We start from the raw sequence: 18,322 nt of genomic DNA, 5'->3' as shown, positions 1-18,322 counted from the left end.
TGTCTCATCTCGTCAGACAACAACTATATGTTTTTAAAATAATTATCCAATAAATCTTTAGCTGCCATAAATGAACTTTTCTCGTCATTCAATACCTGCTTTTCATTGGTATTTAAGGCATCTTTTATCAACGGATGATGATAGAAATTATTACGTAATTGTTCGTTTATACTTTCGTACATCCAATATTTGGCTTGCGAACGCCTATTTCCTTCGAAATACCCATTTTCTTTGGTCAAAGAAACATATTCTAGTACCATGTCCCAAATTTTATCCACATCTTTATGGTAAAGCGATGAACAAGTTTTTACTTCAGGTGTCCATCCGGACTTGGTTGGCGGGAATAAATGCAAGGCACTTTTATACTCAGTCTGAGCCAGTTTTGCTTTATTTATATTTTCACCATCTGCTTTATTAATTGTAATGGCATCGGCCATTTCCATAATTCCTCTTTTAATGCCTTGCAGCTCATCACCAGCTCCTGCCAACATCAGCAATAAAAAGAAATCCACCATTGAATGCACCGCTGTTTCTGACTGGCCAACACCTACTGTTTCTATGAAAATGGTATCAAAGCCTGCCGCTTCGCACAATATAATAGTCTCACGTGTTTTACGAGCCACTCCACCTAATGAACCAGCTGAAGGGGAAGGACGAATATAGGCATCCTTTTCACCTGATAACTTCTCCATTCGGGTTTTATCGCCAAGGATACTTCCTTTGGAACGCTCACTCGAAGGGTCAATGGCCAATACAGCCAGCTTACCACCATTTTTGATAATATGCATACCCATAGATTCGATAAAAGTACTTTTCCCGGCTCCCGGAACACCAGTAATCCCTAATCGGATACTTTTTCCCGCATATGGCAAACACCTTTCAATTATTTGCTGCGCCAGCTGCTGATGTTCTGGTCGTGCACTTTCAACCATGGTTACAGCACGACTTAAAATGGTCACGTTTCCTTCTAGAATGCCGGTGACATATTCATCAACAGATAACTGCTTTTTCCGTTTTATAATGCGTTTCGACGCGTTAGGATTAATAGATGGCGCATCCTCAACCCCTTTATTCACCTTTAACCCTTTGAATGAAGGGTCGTTTTCTATGTGGTGCTGCTCGTCATTATTCGCCATAGCTTATACTCTATAATAAAGAAAAGGAGAGTATACTTTACTCTCCATCTCTTTTGTTATGTCTGATGTCTTAGTTTATTTTTACGTTTCCGGTAATCATCAACGTTATTGTTGTATTTTTCGGATCATTCGAAACAATTCTTACCGTTTTGGTTTGACGTCCACTTTTTCCTCGTGAATTAAATTCAGCTGCAATTAAAGTAGATTCTCCAGGCGCCAGAATTGTTTTGGCAGGCTTAATAGCTGTGCATCCACATGACGCTTTCACCTTACGGATAATTAACTCTGATTTCCCAGTGTTTTGCACTTCAAATTGGTGTTTAACAACGTCTCCTTGCTTTATTTCACCGAAATTCCAATTCTTTTCAGAAATGTTTACAACAGGTGCGTTTTTTATCTTTTCAGCATCCCATGATGCAAAATCCTCTTGAATTGATGCACTTACAGTAATTCGATTGGAGTATTTACGTACATCGTCAAAAATGATAAAAATATTATCTGTTACAAAACCCCAGTCATTTTTTGCTTTGGCATCATAGCTCGCTGTAATAACAGCTGCTTTACCTGGCTGAACAATCTCTGGAATACATTTAATTTTAATATGAGACGGGACATTCAGGAAGCCCAATTTAATAGCTTTATCAGAGGTACTAATGATTTTTATACTTTCTTCTTTTACCTGATTTGGCGTCATGCTCGTAAATGCCAGATGAGACGTTTCCAAACGAATTTTTTCCATATTACGAGGATAGATATCGGCTGTAGTCATTTCGCGCGGCAAAACTTTACCATTAATACGTAAAATAATGGTTGCATTTTGAGCATTGGACGAAACGGTAATGGTTTTATTAAATGTACCCGGACGATTACGGGGATCAAATATTGCTCTTACATAACCTGAGCCTCCGGGAGGAATTGGAGTGCGAGTCCATTGTGGTGTTGTACAACCACACGAAGCTTTTACATTATGCACAACCAACGGCTGTCCGCCAGTATTCTTAAATTTAAATTCGAAAGTTTTTGTACCACCATCCTCTTTTACCTCACCAAAATTGTGGATGTTTTTTTCAAAAGCCAGATTAGGTTTTGCATGCTGTGCCTCAATTTGGCTCACTCCTATTAACACTAATAGAGAAAGTATAATGTACTTCTTCATCGTAAAGTTAAGTTTTAATTACTTCGCTTATAAGCGATAAATACGCGTAAATATTCAAGTGAGTTACGCTATTTTAAATATTAAAGGCAAATCTATAAATAAAATATAAGCTATTAATGCCCAATGACAGATTTTAACATGCTATTAATGCCCTTTTCCTCTAACCTCGTTCACTACAAGAGCCTTGTCATCATTAACACCATATTCAGGTTGAAGCGTACAGTGGTTAATACCAAAATCATCCTGAACAAGCTCTCTTACCTGACTAATTAAGACACTTGCCTGCTCAACAGTGATATTATCAGATAAGTCGAGGTGCCCTTCGAGGTGTAACTCATTATCATTTAATTGCCATACATGAACATGATGAATATTGTCGATACCTTCAATACTCGCTACAGCAATTGATAGTTTTTTAACATCTACCGAAGTGGGCGTAAATTGCATTAACACACCTAAAGTTTTCATAACCAAGTTCCAACTGGCAATAATCAAATAAATTGCAATAATGACAGACAAAAGAGAATCAATCCAGGTAATCTGATAAAAGTGCATCAACAAACCACCTATTAAAACTGCCACCGATGATAACATATCTGAAAACAGATGCAAATAAGCAGAGCGCATGTTCATATTATTTTTGGAGTGTTTCTTTACCAATAAAACACTAATACCGTTAGCTATTATGCTAAAACCAGCTAACCAAGCTACTAAGACTCCATCTACCAATGTTATTTCTGTTTCAAAAAAGCGTTCTATAGCTTCATAAATCAAATACCCTGAAACAAACAATAAAGTTGTCGCATTTAGAAAAGCTGCTAAAATTTCGGCTCGTTTATAACCATAAGATTTTCTGGCGGTGTAGTTTCGGAGCGATAACTTATTAGCTATATAACTAATAAGCAACGCCATCACATCAGAGAAGTTATGGAGAGCATCAGTCAATAATGATAAACTATTGCTAATTAATGCACCTACTACTTGAGCAATAGTAATGGCTACATTAAGAAAAATGGTCAATATTAAGCTTCTTCCTTTTAAGTCATTATGATGGTGGTGATCTCCCATATGTTTTATTGCATTTTGCAGTGGTGAAATTAACTATTTCTCTCAAACAAGTTAAACCACAATTGGGTTCAATTCGTTTTATTACATTTCAATTGCCTTTTTCTAGCTTATGAATTAAAATAAGTTATTTTTGTTTCGTTCACTTTAGCAAAATACTTAATGAGCGACTCTTTATTTTTAAATTCATCCACACCATTTCAGTTTCTTACAATTATTTTCATTCTTTCACTGTGGTCTTGCGTTGATAAAAGTGAAAAAAAAGAAGAACTGTATATCATTCCTCAACCTAATGAAATCATATACAACAATGGGGATTTTGAAATAAACAACAACACAAAAATATATTATAATGGTATCGATAAGCGTACTTTGAAGACCATTAAATATTTCTCAGAATTAGTTTATCAATTAGCTGGATTTAAATTAGCTCAGACCGATGAATTACCATCTGACAATTATATCGCATTTCAATTATCTGCTGATAAAACAATTAATCAAGAAGGGTACAGAATAAATGCCAATACCAACTCCGTAGAAATTATAGCTGAGAATTCAACTGGTCTGTTTTATGCCATTCAATCTATATACCAGATATTTACAATTCACAACAACCAAGAGGGTGGATTGTCCATTCCTTCTGTTCAAATTCACGATTTCCCAAAATTTGAATACCGTGGACTGAATATTGATGTGGCTCGTCATTTCTTCCCGGTTGAATTCATTAAAAAGCAGTTAGACTTAATGGCACTGTATAAATTAAATGTCTTCCATTGGCATTTAACCGACGACCAAGGCTGGCGAATTGAAATAAAGCAATATCCTCGCTTAACTTCGGTCGGATCAGTAAGGGCTAAAACACTCATTGGTCACGCTGCTAATATTCCTTTAAAATACGATAATACGCCATATGGAGGCTACTATACGCAAGAAGAAATCAAAGAAATAGTGGCATATGCAATTGAAAGGCACATAACCATTATTCCTGAAATTGAGATGCCTGGACATGCCTTGGCAGCACTTGCTGCATACCCTGAGTTAGCTTGCCATGAAGAAGCTTATGAAGTTACCACACGCTGGGGTAGCTTTGATAATACTATTTGTCCTGGAAAAGAGTCGAGCTATACCATTCTTAAAAACATTCTCACCGAAGTGGCCTCATTATTCCCCGGAGAATACATCCACATTGGTGGCGATGAATGCTCGATGAGCAACTGGCGCACTTGTGAGTATTGTCAAAAAAAGATAAAAGCACAGGACTTAACAGATGAAAACCAATTAGAACACTATTTTATTCGACGAATACAAGCCGTTATTGAAGGTTTGGGTAAGAAAATGGCTGGCTGGGGTGAAATAATGTCAGATGAAACCTTAGATAATGCAACCATTGTAATGTGGCGCGATGATAAGCGAATGAAAAGTGCCATTAAAAATGGTAACTACATTATAAAATCACCAAATGAGCATTTATATTTCGATCATTACCAGAGTGATCCTCAAAACCATCCCCTTGCCATCGGTGGCTATACGCCTTTAAAAGATGTATACTCATACAATCCGTTACCCCATGAACTAAATGCTAAAGAACAGCAGTCTGTTATAGGTACCCAAGCCAATTGCTGGACCGAATATATGCCCAATGAAGACCAGGTAGAGTACATGTTGTATCCAAGACTATGTGCTTTCTCAGAGATTAGCTGGACAGAAACAAAGCATAAAGACTGGCCTTTGTTCAGACAAAAACTGGAGCAACACTTCAAGCTACTTGACACACACGACGTTAATTATTTTAAAGAAGTACCAAAGCCTGTTGTGGCAAAAGAAAACATCAATTTCATATCTTCTACAAAACTGGAATTTGTAAGCATTTCAGACAATTATGAAACACGCTATACGACCGATGGTTCTGAGCCGCATGAACATTCAACTCTATATCGTAAGGCACTTCCCATTACCTCCTCAGGCACGATAAAAGCAATTACGGTTGATAAAACAACAGGCAATGTAAGTAAAACAATAATTATCACCCTCAATCATTTAAAATTACAAAAGTCATCAAAGCTGGTCTCTAATCGTCATGGCTTAAGTTGCAACTTATACAAAGGACGTTTTAAAACAGTTAAAGAAATCCTAAATGCAAGCTGTATTAGACAAGGTGTCGCACATGATATGTTTATACCAGATACAACACCTCGAGAAGGTTTTGGTCTTGTTTTAAATGGTTATTTCTATGCCCCTGAAAATGGCATTTATCAATTTAATATGAATTCAGATGATGGAAGTGCTTTGTATGTAGGAGATAAATTAGTGGTTAATAATGATGGAATCCATGGCAAAAAATCAGAGGAAGGCGCGATAGCCTTAAAGGAAGGCTATCATCCTTTTAAGTTGCTTTATTTTCAGGCAACAGGTTTCCAACACTTCAATTTACAATTAACCAATCCTGACGGAGGTTCTTATAAGCTGACGCCGGACCACTTCTTTTATTAATTGCTTCAAAAGAAATAATTCGGGATGCTCATTACAAATAGATAATGCAGATATCTGTTATCTTTGTAACGAATATTTAAAATATTAACATTTCGTAGCAAAACGGATAGTTACATAAAACCATTGTGCATGCAATCTCGAATTAAAGAAATTACCAAACAATATCTCAAAGATATCATTGACATACGGCGTCATTTGCACCAGAATCCTGAGCTATCGTTTGAAGAGCACCAGACATCAGCCTATATTCAAGAGCAATTAAAAAAAATGGATATTCCATTTAAGGCTGGATTTGTTAAAACCGGAATCATCGGCTATTTAAAAGGTAAAAACCCAGATAAAAAGACCATTGCTTTACGTGCTGATATGGATGCATTACCCATTCAGGAATCAGGCAATTTAGAGTTTACATCGCGTAATGAAGGCGTTATGCATGCCTGTGGACACGATGCTCACACAGCAGCCTTATTGGGTGCTGCCATGGTATTAAATAAGCTTAGAGAAGAATGGGAAGGTACTATTCTGTTACTTTTTCAACCTGCCGAAGAGGTTTTTCCTGGCGGTGCCAAGTTGATGATGGAGGAAGGTTGTTTTGAAGGCAATGAACCTGAGATGATTATAGGTCAGCATGTTTTGCCGAGTATGAAAACGGGCCATGTTGGCTTTAAAAGTGGCATGTACATGGCTTCGGGTGATGAAGTATACATAACCGTAAAAGGCAAAGGCGGACATGCAGCTATGCCCCATTCATTAACGGATAATGTGCTTATCGCGTCACATATAATTGTGGCATTGCAACAAATAGTCAGTCGTATTGTACCAGCTCAAATTCCTACGGTATTGTCTTTTGGTAAAGTAATTGCCAATGGTGCTACTAATATTATTCCTGAGAAAGTTGAAATTGCCGGAACGCTAAGAACTATGAATGAAGAATGGCGGGCCATAATAAAAAGCAAGATTAAAGAAATAGCTACAAATACAGCCAAAGCGATGGGCGCAGATTGTGACATTGATATTAAAGATGGCTATCCGGTTGTGCATAACAATGAATTAGTAACTGAAAAAGCTATTTCTTTTTCTAAAGAATACATGAGCGAAGGTGCCACCGAATTGATGGATATTAGAATGACTGCCGAAGATTTTGGTTATTACTCACAAAAGTATCCTTGCACGTTTTATCGCTTCGGTGTTGAGCAAAAAGAAGGTGAAACTGGTAGCTTACATACGCCTCAATTTAACTTAAATGAAGATTCGTTAGAGACGGCTGCCGGTTTATTGGCTTATCTGGGATATAATTTTATGCAGAATGGTTAATTAGAAATCTTCTAAAGACCAATAAAAACAACTAGTGTACAGCTGTTTGAATAATAAAAGACCTTAAAGCCTTATTTATAACCTTTCAAAATAAACTACTTTCGATTGGAAATCTTTTTTTTAATTAAAAAACCCAATAATTTTGCCTGAGTAATAATAACCAATAAAGATAAAAAAATGGCTTACGTAATTAATGAAGACTGCATCGCTTGTGGTACTTGTGTTGACGAATGTCCGGTAGAAGCAATCGCTGAAGGCGATATCTATAAAATTGATGCTGAAGCATGTACTGATTGTGGTACTTGTGCTGATGTTTGCCCTACTGAAGCAATTCACCCTGCATAAGCTTAACCAAAGCGAAAAAATAACTAAGCCCCTTTTCAGGGGCTTTTTTGTTATTATAATATTTGTGATTTATCCTAGTCGTGAAATTCGTTGCAGAATTTCTGAATCTAATATCTTAATGACTCTTCCGTTTACAGCTAATACTTTTTCGTTAACAAACGAGCTTAAAGTTCTAATGGCATTAGATGTTGTCATATTCGAAAAGTTTGCCAGGTCTTCTCGCGATAAATAAACAGCCAAGGTTTGCTCATCGTCTTCAAAGCCATAAATATCACGCAATACACATAAACTCTCTGCTAATCGCCCTCTAATGTGCTTTTGCGTTAACGTCACGGTCCGGTATCGGGCAAAACCAAGTTCACTGGCAAATGATTTAATAAAGGCCATTGAAAGCGCCGGATTTGTTTTCATCAGATTATAAATCACTTTTTTGGGCACATGAAAAATGGTACATGGCTCAATCACCTCCGAACTTGCGATATGCATTTCTTCAGCAAACAAGGCTCTATATCCAATAAAATCAGGCGCAGAAGCCATACGAACAATTTGTTCGCGACGACTAACTCCTTCTTTAAAAATCTTGACTTTTCCTTTTCCCAAACAAAGCAGGCCAGTTGGTTTCTCACCTTCCTGATAAATAATGTCATTCTTTTTATAATAAACCGTAGAATGATTATCTAACAAGTACTGTTTCTCCTCCTCTGTGAGAATATTATACAGTTTAGGAATATCTTTTATTGTGGGGTCTACAAGGGTATTGTTTTTCTTAGCAGGCATACAAGGGTGTTATAAAACTATGTTGTATAACATACAAATTTATAAAAAAAGCTGATTAAGCACTTAAAAATCACACAAAAACACAAATTACATGTTTAGTATTTAGCAACAAGCGGCATACGGCGTCCGATTCCAAAGGCCTTGCCTGAAATGCGTAATGTAGGCGGTGTTTGAAAACGCTTATATTCATTCATGTTAACCAGACGAACAGCTTTTTCGACAATTGTTCTGTCAAAACCGTCATTAACTATTTCATCAGGTGATTGATTCTTTTCAATATAGCGGAAAAGAATAGCGTCAAGCACATCGTAATCAGGCAAAGAGTCAGAATCCTTTTGATCAGGACGTAATTCGGCCGATGGTGGCTTTACAATTGTGTTTTCAGGAATTACTTCCTGATCTCTATTGATGTATCGCGCCAACTTAAAAACATCTGTTTTATACACGTCTCCAAGTACAGAAATTCCGCCATTCATATCACCGTATAAAGTGCCATAGCCTACCGCAGCCTCACTTTTATTTGATGTATTTAGCAGGATATGTCCAAACTTATTGGAAAGTGCCATTAACAAGGTTCCTCTTATACGTGCCTGAATGTTTTCTTCGGTAACATCAGCCTCTTTTCCTTCAAAAATCGGACTCAACAAGAAGTTATAGCTATTAAATATTTCCTTAATTGGCACTATATCATATTGGATTCCCAGATTATTAGCCAAATCCACTGCATCATTAATCGAATGGTCAGATGAGTACTGAGAAGGCAATAAAAGCACTTTAACATTTTCCTTGCCTAAAGCCTCAGCTGCAATAGCAACTGTAACTGCCGAATCAATTCCACCTGATAACCCTAATGTTGTTTTGGTGAAACCCATTTTAGCAAAATAATCACGAACGCCCGAAACCAATGCATCATGAATTAATTGAATAGGTTTTGTGGCTTTCGGAGTGTATGTAGGAGCTTCCTGTATGCTATCAAGTTCTACTGTAATATGGTCTTCTGCAAAAGCACTGGCCTGATGTGTCACATCTCCCCTGCTGTTTACAGCCATACTGTTTCCATCAAAAATCAATTCGGTATTTGCCCCAACCTGATTGACATATATAAAAGGAATTTTATATTGTCGTGCTTTGTTACGCACAATATCGCGACGTATATCAACCTGAGTATAAGAGAAAGGTGATGCAGCAATGTTAATTGCAAAATCAGGTTTTTGCTGCATAAGCTTATCCATGGGTGACAAAGTATACAGTTTATCACGAGCAAAAGCATTGGCTACTGGCTGATCGTCCCAAATATCTTCACATATGGTTAAAGCTATCTTTTTACCCTTTACATTAATAAGGTCAAATACAGCGTTGGGCTGAAAGTAACGATACTCGTCAAATACGTCATAATTGGGCAGTAAGGTTTTTCTTACAATCTGCTTGATACCACCTTCTTCCAGTACATATGCTGTATTAAATAAGTTCTTGCCCTGGGGTTCCGGATTGATTTCAGGTCCACCCACAATTGCTGATATGCCAACACATGTTTTGGCGATGGTATCAATGGTATCAATACAACTTTGAATAAACTCCTTACGCTCCAAAAAGTCATAGGGTGGATATCCACAAACAGCTAATTCTGAAAAAACAACCAAATCTGCGTTGTCGTCTTTGGCTGCTTCAATACTCTTGATTATTTTATCAGCATTGGCTTCGAAGTTTCCAATGTGATAATTCAACTGTGCTAATACAATCTTCATTGCTGTAATTCTGTTGCTTTATTTATGTAATCAGTATGCCTAGAAAATTATTCCAAATTGAAATGTCAATCGATTTAGGTTGGCATTATCATAAACCTCATTATCAGTCACATCTAAAAAACCACCGCTATAAATCAAGCCCAACATCATATAAGTATCACCTCCCAGCGAATACTCCATACCCCCGCCCAGCTGATATCCAAAATCGAAAAAGTTGACTTCTTCACTTATTGAGTTTCCATTGCCATCATTTGTTTTAATATTAAACTGAGAATACAAACCAAACTGTCCGTAGTAACGTGAACGATGAAATTCGTTTGTCACTAGTTTCAAAGCCAATGGCACTTCAATATATTTTAGGTGATATGTGGCTTCACTAACATTCTCTAAAGTATTACCACCAATTTCCATATCTGTCGGTGGATCATAACTTAACTTACCACCCGTCGTATTGATTGTAAAACCTGTAGAAAAGGCATAATTGGTATCAAAAAAGCGATCCATTACCACTCCAAAATTATATCCAAACAGGTTACCATTACCATCAACCGAACTATTGTCTGAACTTAGCCATGACAATTGTGGGCTTAATACAAATGCCAATCGTGTTTTTTTATTCTCTTGTGCTTTTAAAGAAGCTGATAATAACAATCCAAATATAATTAGTAGGGTTGCTTGTCTCATTTCTGCAATAATTTAGGTTGAAAATTCACTACAAACATAGTTAAAACATGGTTTTCATCCACTTTTTTTTTCATGGAAGTACATATTTTATAAGCTTTCGTATTTTTACGTGATATTACAAGATAATACCATGAAACAATTAGTGATTATTCTCATACTTTTTACTGTAGTTTTCAGTAGCTGCAATAACAACAAACCGGATGTTAGCAACATTGATCTTACGGTGGAACCTCAATTATTTTTTATCGATTTATTCGAAATGGATGAAAGTAATCTGGATGAAGGAATAAATTCCTTATCTAATAAATACGGCAGCTACTTAGATGCTTACAGTCAGCAAATAATCAAAATAGGAAGTCCTGAACACCCTGATTACAATAATTTCATAAAGAGTTTTCTCGACTATGAAGATAACCGTGAAGTATACGAAACGTGTAAGAAACAATATGCTAATACCACGGATATTTCAGAAGAACTAACCATCGCTTTTAAGCATTACAAGCATTACTTCCCCAAGGCCTTAGTACCTGATGTTTACTTCCACACATCTTATTTTAACCAATCTATAGCGATGGATTCTATTTGGCTATCAGTTAGTGTAGAAAAATATTTAGGAGCAGATTGTGAGTTTTATGAGTGGCTGGCCATCCCTAAGTACTTACGTCGAAAGATGGAACCTAAGAAATTAGTTCCGGATGTAATGAAAGCCATGGCACTTGGTAACTTTTCTTTCAGCACAAAAAATGAAGATGTACTCAGCAAAATGATTGCTCAAGGCAAGCTACATTATTTTATTAGGCAAATGATACCCGATCTTCAGGATACATTGTTATTCAATTATTCTGATTCCCAGATGAAGTGGTGTCACACCCATGAAGCAGATGCCTGGGCCAGCATGGTTGAACAAAAGCACCTATATAATAATGAACGAATGGTCATTCAGAAATACATTGGCGATAGTCCGTTTACCTATTATTTAGGACAAGACTCACCAGGCAAAGTGGCTGTTTTTCTGGGTTACCAGATTGTGACTGCCTATATGAAAAACAATCCAGAAACAACTTTGGGTGAATTAATAAATACGACCGATGCTCATATGATACTTCGCGAAGCCAGGTATCGCCCTTAAAGTCTATTTTATGAAAATAAGCCTTATCCAATTTGAGCCACAGCTAGGCAATATACAAGCTAATATTGATGCAATCGCACATTTATTAGATGAATCGGAAAGCCATCTATATGTGCTTCCCGAACTTGCCAACTCGGGTTATAATTTCGACTCCAAAGAGCAAGCCTTTAATTATTCTGAATCTGTTGATAACAGTATCTTTCTTGATTATTTAAAAGCTGAGGCAATAAATAGAAATACTTTTTTTGTCACGGGCTTTTGCGAGCGCGATGACGATAAGCTATATAATTCATCGGTGTTAATTGGCCCCAATGGCATTATTGGCATCTATCGAAAACTTCACTTGTTCCTCAATGAAAAAGATATTTTCGAACCTGGTGATAAGGGATTACCTGTTTTTGATACACCTCTCGGCAAAATTGGCATGCTTATTTGTTTCGACTGGATGTTTCCAGAGGCTTGGCGACACCTGGCCTTAAAAGGTGCTCAAATAATTGCTCATCCAAGTAATTTAGTACTGCCGTACTGCCAAAAAGTGATGCCATCTTATTCACTAATTAACAGATGTTTCATTGCCACATGCAACCGCATTGGCACCGAAAAAAACCTGACTTTCACTGGCCAATCAGTAATTGCTGATATAAATGGTGATGTACTTGTTGAAGGAACAATGGATAAAAGTCAGTTGATAAGTGCGGATATAGATCTAAGTTTGGCTTTAAATAAGTCTATCACCAATCGAAACAATGCTTTTGAAGATAGGCGAACAGATGTTTATGGTAATTTAAATTCAATGCTAGATGATTGAGCAAAAAAGAGCGCTGAGAAAACAAATTAAAGAGCTAAAAAGCCAATTAAGTGCCGATGAACGAAAACGACAAACAGAGATTATCCACTCAAAACTAGAATCATCAGAAGCTTTTTGCAATGCAAGTTCCGTTTTATTGTACTGGGCTTTACCTGATGAAGTTGGTACCGAACGATTAATTGAAAAGTGGCATTCAAGCAAGGAAATTTACTTGCCGGTTATTCATGGCGATGACCTCAAAATTGTTCGTTATACTGGTAAAGATTCACTTGTTGCCGGCGATAAGTACGGAATACCTGAACCTAATGGTCCTGAAATTGATGATGAATCAAGAATTGAACTGGTGATTGTTCCTGGGGTGGCTTTTGATGGTGATAATAATCGCATGGGGCGCGGAGCTGGCTATTACGATCGTATTTTAAAACGTATTCCTGAGGCCACAAAAACAGCACTTGCTTACAGTTTCCAAATGGTAAGTAAGGTTCCTGTTGAAGCGCACGATATTAAAATGAACATGGTTATTAGTCCTTGATAAAAAGAAAGCGCTCTTCAATAGTATCACAACTAAAGAGAGCGCCTTTTATGCATTTCTATTGTCTTCTTATTTCGCTATTCCAAACAAATCGTAATCTTCAGAATCGGTAATTTCCACATCATAGAAATCGCCTATCGTCAATACTTTATTGTCTTCTTTGTGCATTAATACTTCTTGATCTACTTCTGGCGAATCATATTCAGTTCGACCAACAAAATAATCGCCCTCTTCTCTGTCAACAATCACTTTAAGTGTTTTACCTACTTTTTCGGCATTTAATTCCTTCGCAATACCATTCTGTATCTCCATAATACGGTCGGCACGCTCTTGCTTTACTTCGTCCGGCACATCATCTTTGTACTTCTTATGAGCATAAGTATCATCTTCGTGTGAATAAGGAAATACACCTAAACGCTCAAAACGAACATCTTTAACAAACTGCTCCATTTCGGCAAAGTCCTGCTCTGTTTCACCAGGATGACCGGTTATGAAAGTGGTGCGTAAATGAATATCAGGTACTTGCTTACGCATTTCTTCCATCAATCGATATGTTTGCGACTTACGCACACCGCGTCGCATAATCTCCAGCATCGGATCACTAATATGCTGCAGTGCAATATCCAAATAGTTACACACCTTAGGGTTATCATGCATCACTTTAAGTACATCCAAAGGAAAGCCAGCCGGATAAGCATAATGTAAACGAATCCACTCGATGCCATCAATGCCTGCAAGCTTTTCGGTTAGTTCGGCTAACTTATAATCTTTATACAAATCGTAGCCATAGAAAGACAAATCTTGCGCAATCACTTGTAATTCTTTCACGCCAGAATCTCTTAATCGTTTAGCTTCATCCAATAGAGCATCCATTGGGCGACTAACATGCTTACCGGTAATTATTGGTATAGCACAATAGCTACAAGTACGATTACAACCTTCTGAAATCTTTAAGTAAGCATAGTGGTTAGGTGTTGTTAACGAACGTTCATTCATTAAATCACGGCGATAAGTAGCACCAATTTGACTTACAATATCTTTCCAGTCGAATTTACCATAGAATTTATCAACTTCTGGCAGCTCCTTTTTTAATTGTCCCGGATAACGCTCCGAAAGGCATCCCATAACATACAACTGCTTGATGTCACCTCGTTTTTTAGCTTCCGTAAACTCCAGAATGGTATCTATGGATTCTTCTTTGGCATCTGCAATAAAGCCACAAGTATTGATTATGGCCACTTCTCCATCAGGTGCTTCTGAATCGTGTGCTACCTCTATCCCATTAGCTTTGAACTGACGAATTAAAAATTCACTATCCACCAGGTTCTTAGAACAGCCAAGGGTCACAACATCTACTTTCTTTCCTTTTGGCACCGACATACTTCAAATAATTTAACAGTTTATGATTTAAGCATTCAAAATGCCATCTTCATTAGCTAATGCATATAAAGATGGCATCCTTAAGTATACTTTTAAATAAGCGTATTGTATGGCTATTTGTTCATACAATACTTCATTTTTATCTAAATAATGAATCGACAAATTCATCGCGATTAAACACCTGTAAATCTTCAATTCCTTCGCCAATTCCAATATATTTCACCGGAATGCTGAATTGATCAGAAACACCAATCACCACACCACCTTTTGCTGTTCCGTCTAATTTGGTAATCGCTAAGGCTGAAACTTCAGTGGCTAGTGTAAATTGCTTGGCTTGTTCAAAGGCATTTTGTCCGGTTGAACCATCTAATACCAACAACACCTCATTGGGTGCATTTGGCACAATCTTTTGCATTACCTTCTTCACTTTGGTCAACTCATTCATTAAGTTAACTTTGTTATGAAGACGGCCAGCTGTATCAATGATGACCACATCAGCGCCCTGCTTACGAGCTGACTCAAGTGTATCAAAAGCAACAGAAGCCGGGTCGGAACCCATGCTTTGCTTAACAATAGGTACATCCACCCTTTCGGCCCAAACAACCAATTGATCAATGGCTGCCGCTCGGAAAGTATCAGCAGCACCTAGCACTACCTTTTTACCTGACTGCTTAAACTTATTGGCTAATTTACCTATGGTCGTTGTTTTTCCAACACCATTAACACCAACAACCATTATCACGTATGGATAATCGCTTTCTGGCAGTTCAAACTGACTCACATCACCCGATTTGTTCTCGGCTAATAGTTGAGCGATTTCTTCACGAAGTATATCATTAAGCTCTGCGGTACTTAAGAATTTATCAGACGCCACGCGCGCTTCGATACGTTCGATGATTTTAAGCGTTGTATCAACGCCAACATCGGAAGTAATCAAAACTTCCTCTAAATCATCTAATACATCGTCGTCTACTTTTGTTTTACCAACAACGGCTCGTGTCAGCTTCTTAAGTACGCTCTCTTTTGTTTTGGCTAGTCCCTTGTCCAGACTTTCTTTCTTGGCTTTATTAAAGCTCCCGAATAAACCCATCAATATTAATTTTTAAGGGCTTAAAGATATAAAAAAGATATAAGATAAAAGGTACATGTGACAAGACTAATGTCAAACCACCAATCTAGGGTCACACAAAAGTTGGGTCAAATAAAAAAGAAGCCTTCTTTATTTATAATGAAGAACAACCTAAACACAGTATTATGAGAACTCATCCTAGCAGAAGGGATATTAGATTACTTTAATATTGTAGTTTTTGTGCAGGGAAAGTAGGCAGTATGGATATGTCAAGACGCTGACTATATATCTTAAAGAGAAGAATATAATCCCTGATGAAAACAAGAATAACAGATTTAAGTGCAGTGACTTTATTGAATAAAACAACTAACTACACCTAACAAGACCTACAACCCATAAATAATTATATAACAAACAATTACAAGCATCACCTAAAACTCAACACTCACTCCGAATAAACAGCCCATCACACTTAGTGATAACAAACAATCGACTTAGTTAACGAAATATTGCTCATATATTAGCACTCATAAAAAAAACCGCCTCTTCATGTAAAGGCGGTTTCTTGTTAGTGACTATATTTAACGCTTTGGAGAATACCAAATAGGACTGGTATAAGCTCTTTCCTGTGTGCTCACAGATGCTCCTTCTGGTATTTCAATTCCAAAACGAAAGGCATCAATGGTAGTCCAGCGCGGTGTTGGAATTTCAATGACTCTGGCATAATAGAAGGCTTTTTGTTTAGAGTCAAAATCCGGGTCGGTCCACACTACACTTAGTTCAGACGCTCCAATTGAATTTTGGAAACTGGCAGTAGCTACGTCTACAGTATTACCTACTTCTTTTTGGCAACGACCGTGTTTATCGATTATTCTGCCATCCGAAACAGCTACATCATAAACACGTTCATGAGATTTACCATTTTTATCAACCCAACCCTTGATTACCTGTATTCTATCCAGATTGCCCCCAATCGGATCACGCAAAGCATAAACCATAAACGTAGGTGCTTTTCCTGCAGGTGCATCTGATATATCACCACCCATAGGAACACCTTTTTGATAGCCGGCAAAAGCTGGTTCCCTGCTCATTAAATCTTCTTTAGTATACTCCCAGCCTCCAAAGAACCGAACCGACATGCGACTCCCTGTGGTGGCATACACTTCTTTGCGTTGCATCGCATCAAATATTTCTTCGCGTGTATTGTCTTTAGCCCAAACAGCGCCGAGACCAGCTGCTACTTGTCCCCAACTCATCATCTTACCAACAGTACTTTGCATAAACAAATGATCCATTCGGTTAGGGTCAGGCTCATAACCTGAATGCTTACCAAAGAAATTATCTTCCTGAGCTGTGGCCAGTCCAGTATGACTGTCGGTTGCTCCAACAAAACCCATTTTATAAGGGTTTGTTCCATACTTATCTTCCAGTAACATACCATTTTTTAATGCCTCACGAGCATATTCTTTAGGTAGCATTTCTGTTTCTTTAGCAATCACCATGTTACCAGGCACGATGTTACCAAAATCCCATGTTTCGTAATCAGCAAATTCATCTTTAGGTGATAGAAGCGGATGAGCTTCTCCATCGCCTTTTATCTGAGTAATTTCATAAATAGGCTCCCATTTTGCTCTTTCTTGCATATATGTTTTATCCAGTTTCCTGCCTGTATATTGCTCAACCATTGGAAACATCAAACCATTGGATAAGTTTCCGTTATGAGCGATGGCTAATAATTGCCCACCTGTTTTCTTTTCGTAATTCGTCATCCATTTCCAAAGCTCCATTGGATCAGAGCTACCAAGCGGCGGAGTTGTTGTATAAGGCACTAATTGCAGTGCTTCAACACCTCCATCTCTATATAAAACATTACGATGCAGGTTATTCCCATTTAAGGTCGAAGTCCATTCGTAACCTATCATGGCCGTAAAGTTTCCTGGATCATTTTGTTTTTCTGCAGCACCTACTATATTGTCCCATGTTGACTTGTAACCAGCTGTTTCTGGGCCATAGTATATTTCCTGTGGGAATGTTTTTGTAACCATTAAGGCCTTAATTATTTCATAAGCGATCTCAGGTTTTTCGTCTTTACTGGCCACTTTCAAACGCTCATGCCAGTCTTTCCCCATAGGATTAGCCATTATCTCAGGTTTGCCCGCAATCATATCAATAACAAAGCCCATATTGTCGCTATGATCGGTTACTGCCAACCAATCCAAAGGTCGAGAAAGTTTCACTGGAATACCAAATGAAGACATTACTTCTTCGCCTTTAGCAAAACGATAGGCATCTTCTGGTAATAAAATACAACCAGCAGTACCTGCATCAAAGGACATACCAGTGTGTAGGTGAGAATCGCCCCAAAGTACTTGACTTGGAAAATCGCGCTTCGCATGAGGAGAATAAGACTTTCCTTTATACTTCTCTGATAACATTTTCTTTTGGTCTGTTTCTTTAACAGGTATATCCTGAGCTAAGCCACTTAATGCTATTGAACTTGCAAAAACAGTCAAAACCAACATGTTTATTATCTTCATATCGAATCAGTTTTTTAGATTATATAATTCAAGTAGAAAAAGATAGATAATTAACTGTTGAATATCAATAGGATATTTTATTGGAGTTACCCCATAATACAGATGCCTATCTCATGGATTTCTTAGTTAACAAGGGTTTGCAGGGAATGCTAAGT

At 37.5% G+C, this 18,322-nt stretch carries 15 protein-coding genes; 6 read left to right on the top strand and 9 right to left on the bottom strand.

Going from position 1 to position 18,322, the window contains the following annotated elements; translation table 11 throughout:
* Nucleotides 1–23: 23 nt before the first annotated feature.
* From meaB to JIV24_RS16930, 3 genes are all read right to left on the bottom strand, one after another.
* On the bottom strand, nucleotides 24–1,136 hold the full coding sequence (meaB, locus tag JIV24_RS16940; RefSeq protein ID WP_200466257.1) for a methylmalonyl Co-A mutase-associated GTPase MeaB: 1,113 nt from the start codon (nucleotides 1,134–1,136) through the stop codon (nucleotides 24–26).
* 70 nt (nucleotides 1,137–1,206) lie between these two features.
* Complete coding sequence (locus tag JIV24_RS16935; protein WP_200466256.1) at nucleotides 1,207–2,292, bottom strand: DUF1573 domain-containing protein; 1,086 nt, start codon at nucleotides 2,290–2,292, stop codon at nucleotides 1,207–1,209.
* Nucleotides 2,293–2,436: 144 nt separating this feature from the next.
* A complete protein-coding gene (locus tag JIV24_RS16930; RefSeq protein ID WP_200466255.1) occupies nucleotides 2,437–3,360 on the bottom strand; it encodes a cation diffusion facilitator family transporter in 924 nt (307 codons plus the stop codon).
* Nucleotides 3,361–3,519: 159 nt separating this feature from the next.
* Here JIV24_RS16930 and JIV24_RS16925 point away from each other — a divergent pair, with 159 nt between their 5' ends.
* The 3 genes from JIV24_RS16925 to JIV24_RS16915 all read left to right on the top strand — a co-directional run bounded on the left by JIV24_RS16925 (nucleotide 3,520) and on the right by JIV24_RS16915 (nucleotide 7,506).
* A complete protein-coding gene (locus JIV24_RS16925) occupies nucleotides 3,520–5,847 on the top strand; it encodes a family 20 glycosylhydrolase (protein WP_200466254.1) in 2,328 nt (775 codons plus the stop codon).
* Between the two features lie 129 nt (nucleotides 5,848–5,976).
* Complete coding sequence (locus JIV24_RS16920) at nucleotides 5,977–7,161, top strand: M20 metallopeptidase family protein (protein ID WP_200466253.1); 1,185 nt, start codon at nucleotides 5,977–5,979, stop codon at nucleotides 7,159–7,161.
* Between the two features lie 177 nt (nucleotides 7,162–7,338).
* Nucleotides 7,339–7,506: a DUF362 domain-containing protein gene (locus JIV24_RS16915; RefSeq protein WP_200466252.1), complete on the top strand. Its 168-nt coding sequence runs from the start codon at nucleotides 7,339–7,341 to the stop codon at nucleotides 7,504–7,506.
* A 69-nt stretch (nucleotides 7,507–7,575) separates the two neighbouring features.
* Here the strand turns inward: JIV24_RS16915 and JIV24_RS16910 are convergent, their stop codons facing one another.
* The 3 genes from JIV24_RS16910 to JIV24_RS16900 form a co-directional block, all read right to left on the bottom strand.
* Entirely contained in the window at nucleotides 7,576–8,283 is a 708-nt protein-coding gene (locus JIV24_RS16910) for a Crp/Fnr family transcriptional regulator (protein ID WP_200466251.1), read from the bottom strand.
* A 95-nt stretch (nucleotides 8,284–8,378) separates the two neighbouring features.
* Entirely contained in the window at nucleotides 8,379–10,028 is a 1,650-nt protein-coding gene (locus tag JIV24_RS16905; protein ID WP_200466250.1) for an NAD+ synthase, read from the bottom strand.
* A gap of 39 nt (nucleotides 10,029–10,067) precedes the next feature.
* Nucleotides 10,068–10,712 carry a porin family protein gene (locus JIV24_RS16900; RefSeq protein ID WP_200466249.1) on the bottom strand — a complete coding sequence of 215 codons (645 nt, stop codon included), beginning with the start codon at nucleotides 10,710–10,712 and terminating at the stop codon, nucleotides 10,068–10,070.
* A gap of 130 nt (nucleotides 10,713–10,842) precedes the next feature.
* On the opposite strand from JIV24_RS16900, the gene gldB reads away from it, so the two are divergent.
* From gldB to JIV24_RS22460, 3 genes are read left to right on the top strand one after another with little or no spacing between them, the layout of a single operon-like run.
* A complete protein-coding gene (gldB, locus tag JIV24_RS16895; RefSeq protein ID WP_200466248.1) occupies nucleotides 10,843–11,841 on the top strand; it encodes a gliding motility lipoprotein GldB in 999 nt (332 codons plus the stop codon).
* A 10-nt stretch (nucleotides 11,842–11,851) separates the two neighbouring features.
* Nucleotides 11,852–12,649: a nitrilase-related carbon-nitrogen hydrolase gene (locus JIV24_RS22465; RefSeq protein ID WP_234445863.1), complete on the top strand. Its 798-nt coding sequence runs from the start codon at nucleotides 11,852–11,854 to the stop codon at nucleotides 12,647–12,649.
* Nucleotides 12,642–13,181, top strand: a complete 540-nt coding sequence (locus JIV24_RS22460) for a 5-formyltetrahydrofolate cyclo-ligase (RefSeq protein WP_234445862.1) — start codon at nucleotides 12,642–12,644, stop codon at nucleotides 13,179–13,181. The genes JIV24_RS22465 and JIV24_RS22460 overlap by 8 nt, the downstream gene beginning before the upstream one ends.
* A gap of 69 nt (nucleotides 13,182–13,250) precedes the next feature.
* Here the strand turns inward: JIV24_RS22460 and rimO are convergent, their stop codons facing one another.
* The 3 genes from rimO to JIV24_RS16875 all read right to left on the bottom strand — a co-directional run bounded on the left by rimO (nucleotide 13,251) and on the right by JIV24_RS16875 (nucleotide 18,167).
* The gene (rimO, locus tag JIV24_RS16885; RefSeq protein ID WP_200466247.1) at nucleotides 13,251–14,561 is read right to left on the bottom strand and encodes a 30S ribosomal protein S12 methylthiotransferase RimO; all 1,311 of its coding nucleotides are present in this window, start codon (nucleotides 14,559–14,561) and stop codon (nucleotides 13,251–13,253) included.
* Between the two features lie 139 nt (nucleotides 14,562–14,700).
* On the bottom strand, nucleotides 14,701–15,651 hold the full coding sequence (gene ftsY / locus JIV24_RS16880; protein WP_200466246.1) for a signal recognition particle-docking protein FtsY: 951 nt from the start codon (nucleotides 15,649–15,651) through the stop codon (nucleotides 14,701–14,703).
* A gap of 560 nt (nucleotides 15,652–16,211) precedes the next feature.
* Nucleotides 16,212–18,167: a DUF3604 domain-containing protein gene (locus JIV24_RS16875; protein WP_200466245.1), complete on the bottom strand. Its 1,956-nt coding sequence runs from the start codon at nucleotides 18,165–18,167 to the stop codon at nucleotides 16,212–16,214.
* Nucleotides 18,168–18,322 lie beyond the last annotated feature (155 nt).

Source organism: Carboxylicivirga marina (assembly GCF_016612505.1).
GTDB lineage: Bacteria > Bacteroidota > Bacteroidia > Bacteroidales > Marinilabiliaceae > Carboxylicivirga > Carboxylicivirga marina.
Note: the sequence above shows the minus strand (reverse complement) of the source record. Positions and strands in the feature narration are given on the sequence as shown.

Bases quoted from the DNA above. Each gene is read 5' to 3' on its own strand.
- meaB (WP_200466257.1), bottom strand. From the start codon at position 1,136: ATGGCGAATAATGACGAGCAGCACCACATAGAAAACGACCCTTCATTC.
- JIV24_RS16935 (WP_200466256.1), bottom strand. From the start codon at position 2,292: ATGAAGAAGTACATTATACTTTCTCTATTAGTGTTAATAGGAGTGAGC.
- JIV24_RS16930 (WP_200466255.1), bottom strand. From the start codon at position 3,360: ATGGGAGATCACCACCATCATAATGACTTAAAAGGAAGAAGCTTAATA.
- JIV24_RS16925 (WP_200466254.1), top strand. From the start codon at position 3,520: ATGAGCGACTCTTTATTTTTAAATTCATCCACACCATTTCAGTTTCTT.
- JIV24_RS16920 (WP_200466253.1), top strand. From the start codon at position 5,977: ATGCAATCTCGAATTAAAGAAATTACCAAACAATATCTCAAAGATATC.
- JIV24_RS16915 (WP_200466252.1), top strand. From the start codon at position 7,339: ATGGCTTACGTAATTAATGAAGACTGCATCGCTTGTGGTACTTGTGTT.
- JIV24_RS16910 (WP_200466251.1), bottom strand. From the start codon at position 8,283: ATGCCTGCTAAGAAAAACAATACCCTTGTAGACCCCACAATAAAAGAT.
- JIV24_RS16905 (WP_200466250.1), bottom strand. From the start codon at position 10,028: ATGAAGATTGTATTAGCACAGTTGAATTATCACATTGGAAACTTCGAA.
- JIV24_RS16900 (WP_200466249.1), bottom strand. From the start codon at position 10,712: ATGAGACAAGCAACCCTACTAATTATATTTGGATTGTTATTATCAGCT.
- gldB (WP_200466248.1), top strand. From the start codon at position 10,843: ATGAAACAATTAGTGATTATTCTCATACTTTTTACTGTAGTTTTCAGT.
- JIV24_RS22465 (WP_234445863.1), top strand. From the start codon at position 11,852: ATGAAAATAAGCCTTATCCAATTTGAGCCACAGCTAGGCAATATACAA.
- JIV24_RS22460 (WP_234445862.1), top strand. From the start codon at position 12,642: ATGATTGAGCAAAAAAGAGCGCTGAGAAAACAAATTAAAGAGCTAAAA.
- rimO (WP_200466247.1), bottom strand. From the start codon at position 14,561: ATGTCGGTGCCAAAAGGAAAGAAAGTAGATGTTGTGACCCTTGGCTGT.
- ftsY (WP_200466246.1), bottom strand. From the start codon at position 15,651: ATGGGTTTATTCGGGAGCTTTAATAAAGCCAAGAAAGAAAGTCTGGAC.
- JIV24_RS16875 (WP_200466245.1), bottom strand. From the start codon at position 18,167: ATGAAGATAATAAACATGTTGGTTTTGACTGTTTTTGCAAGTTCAATA.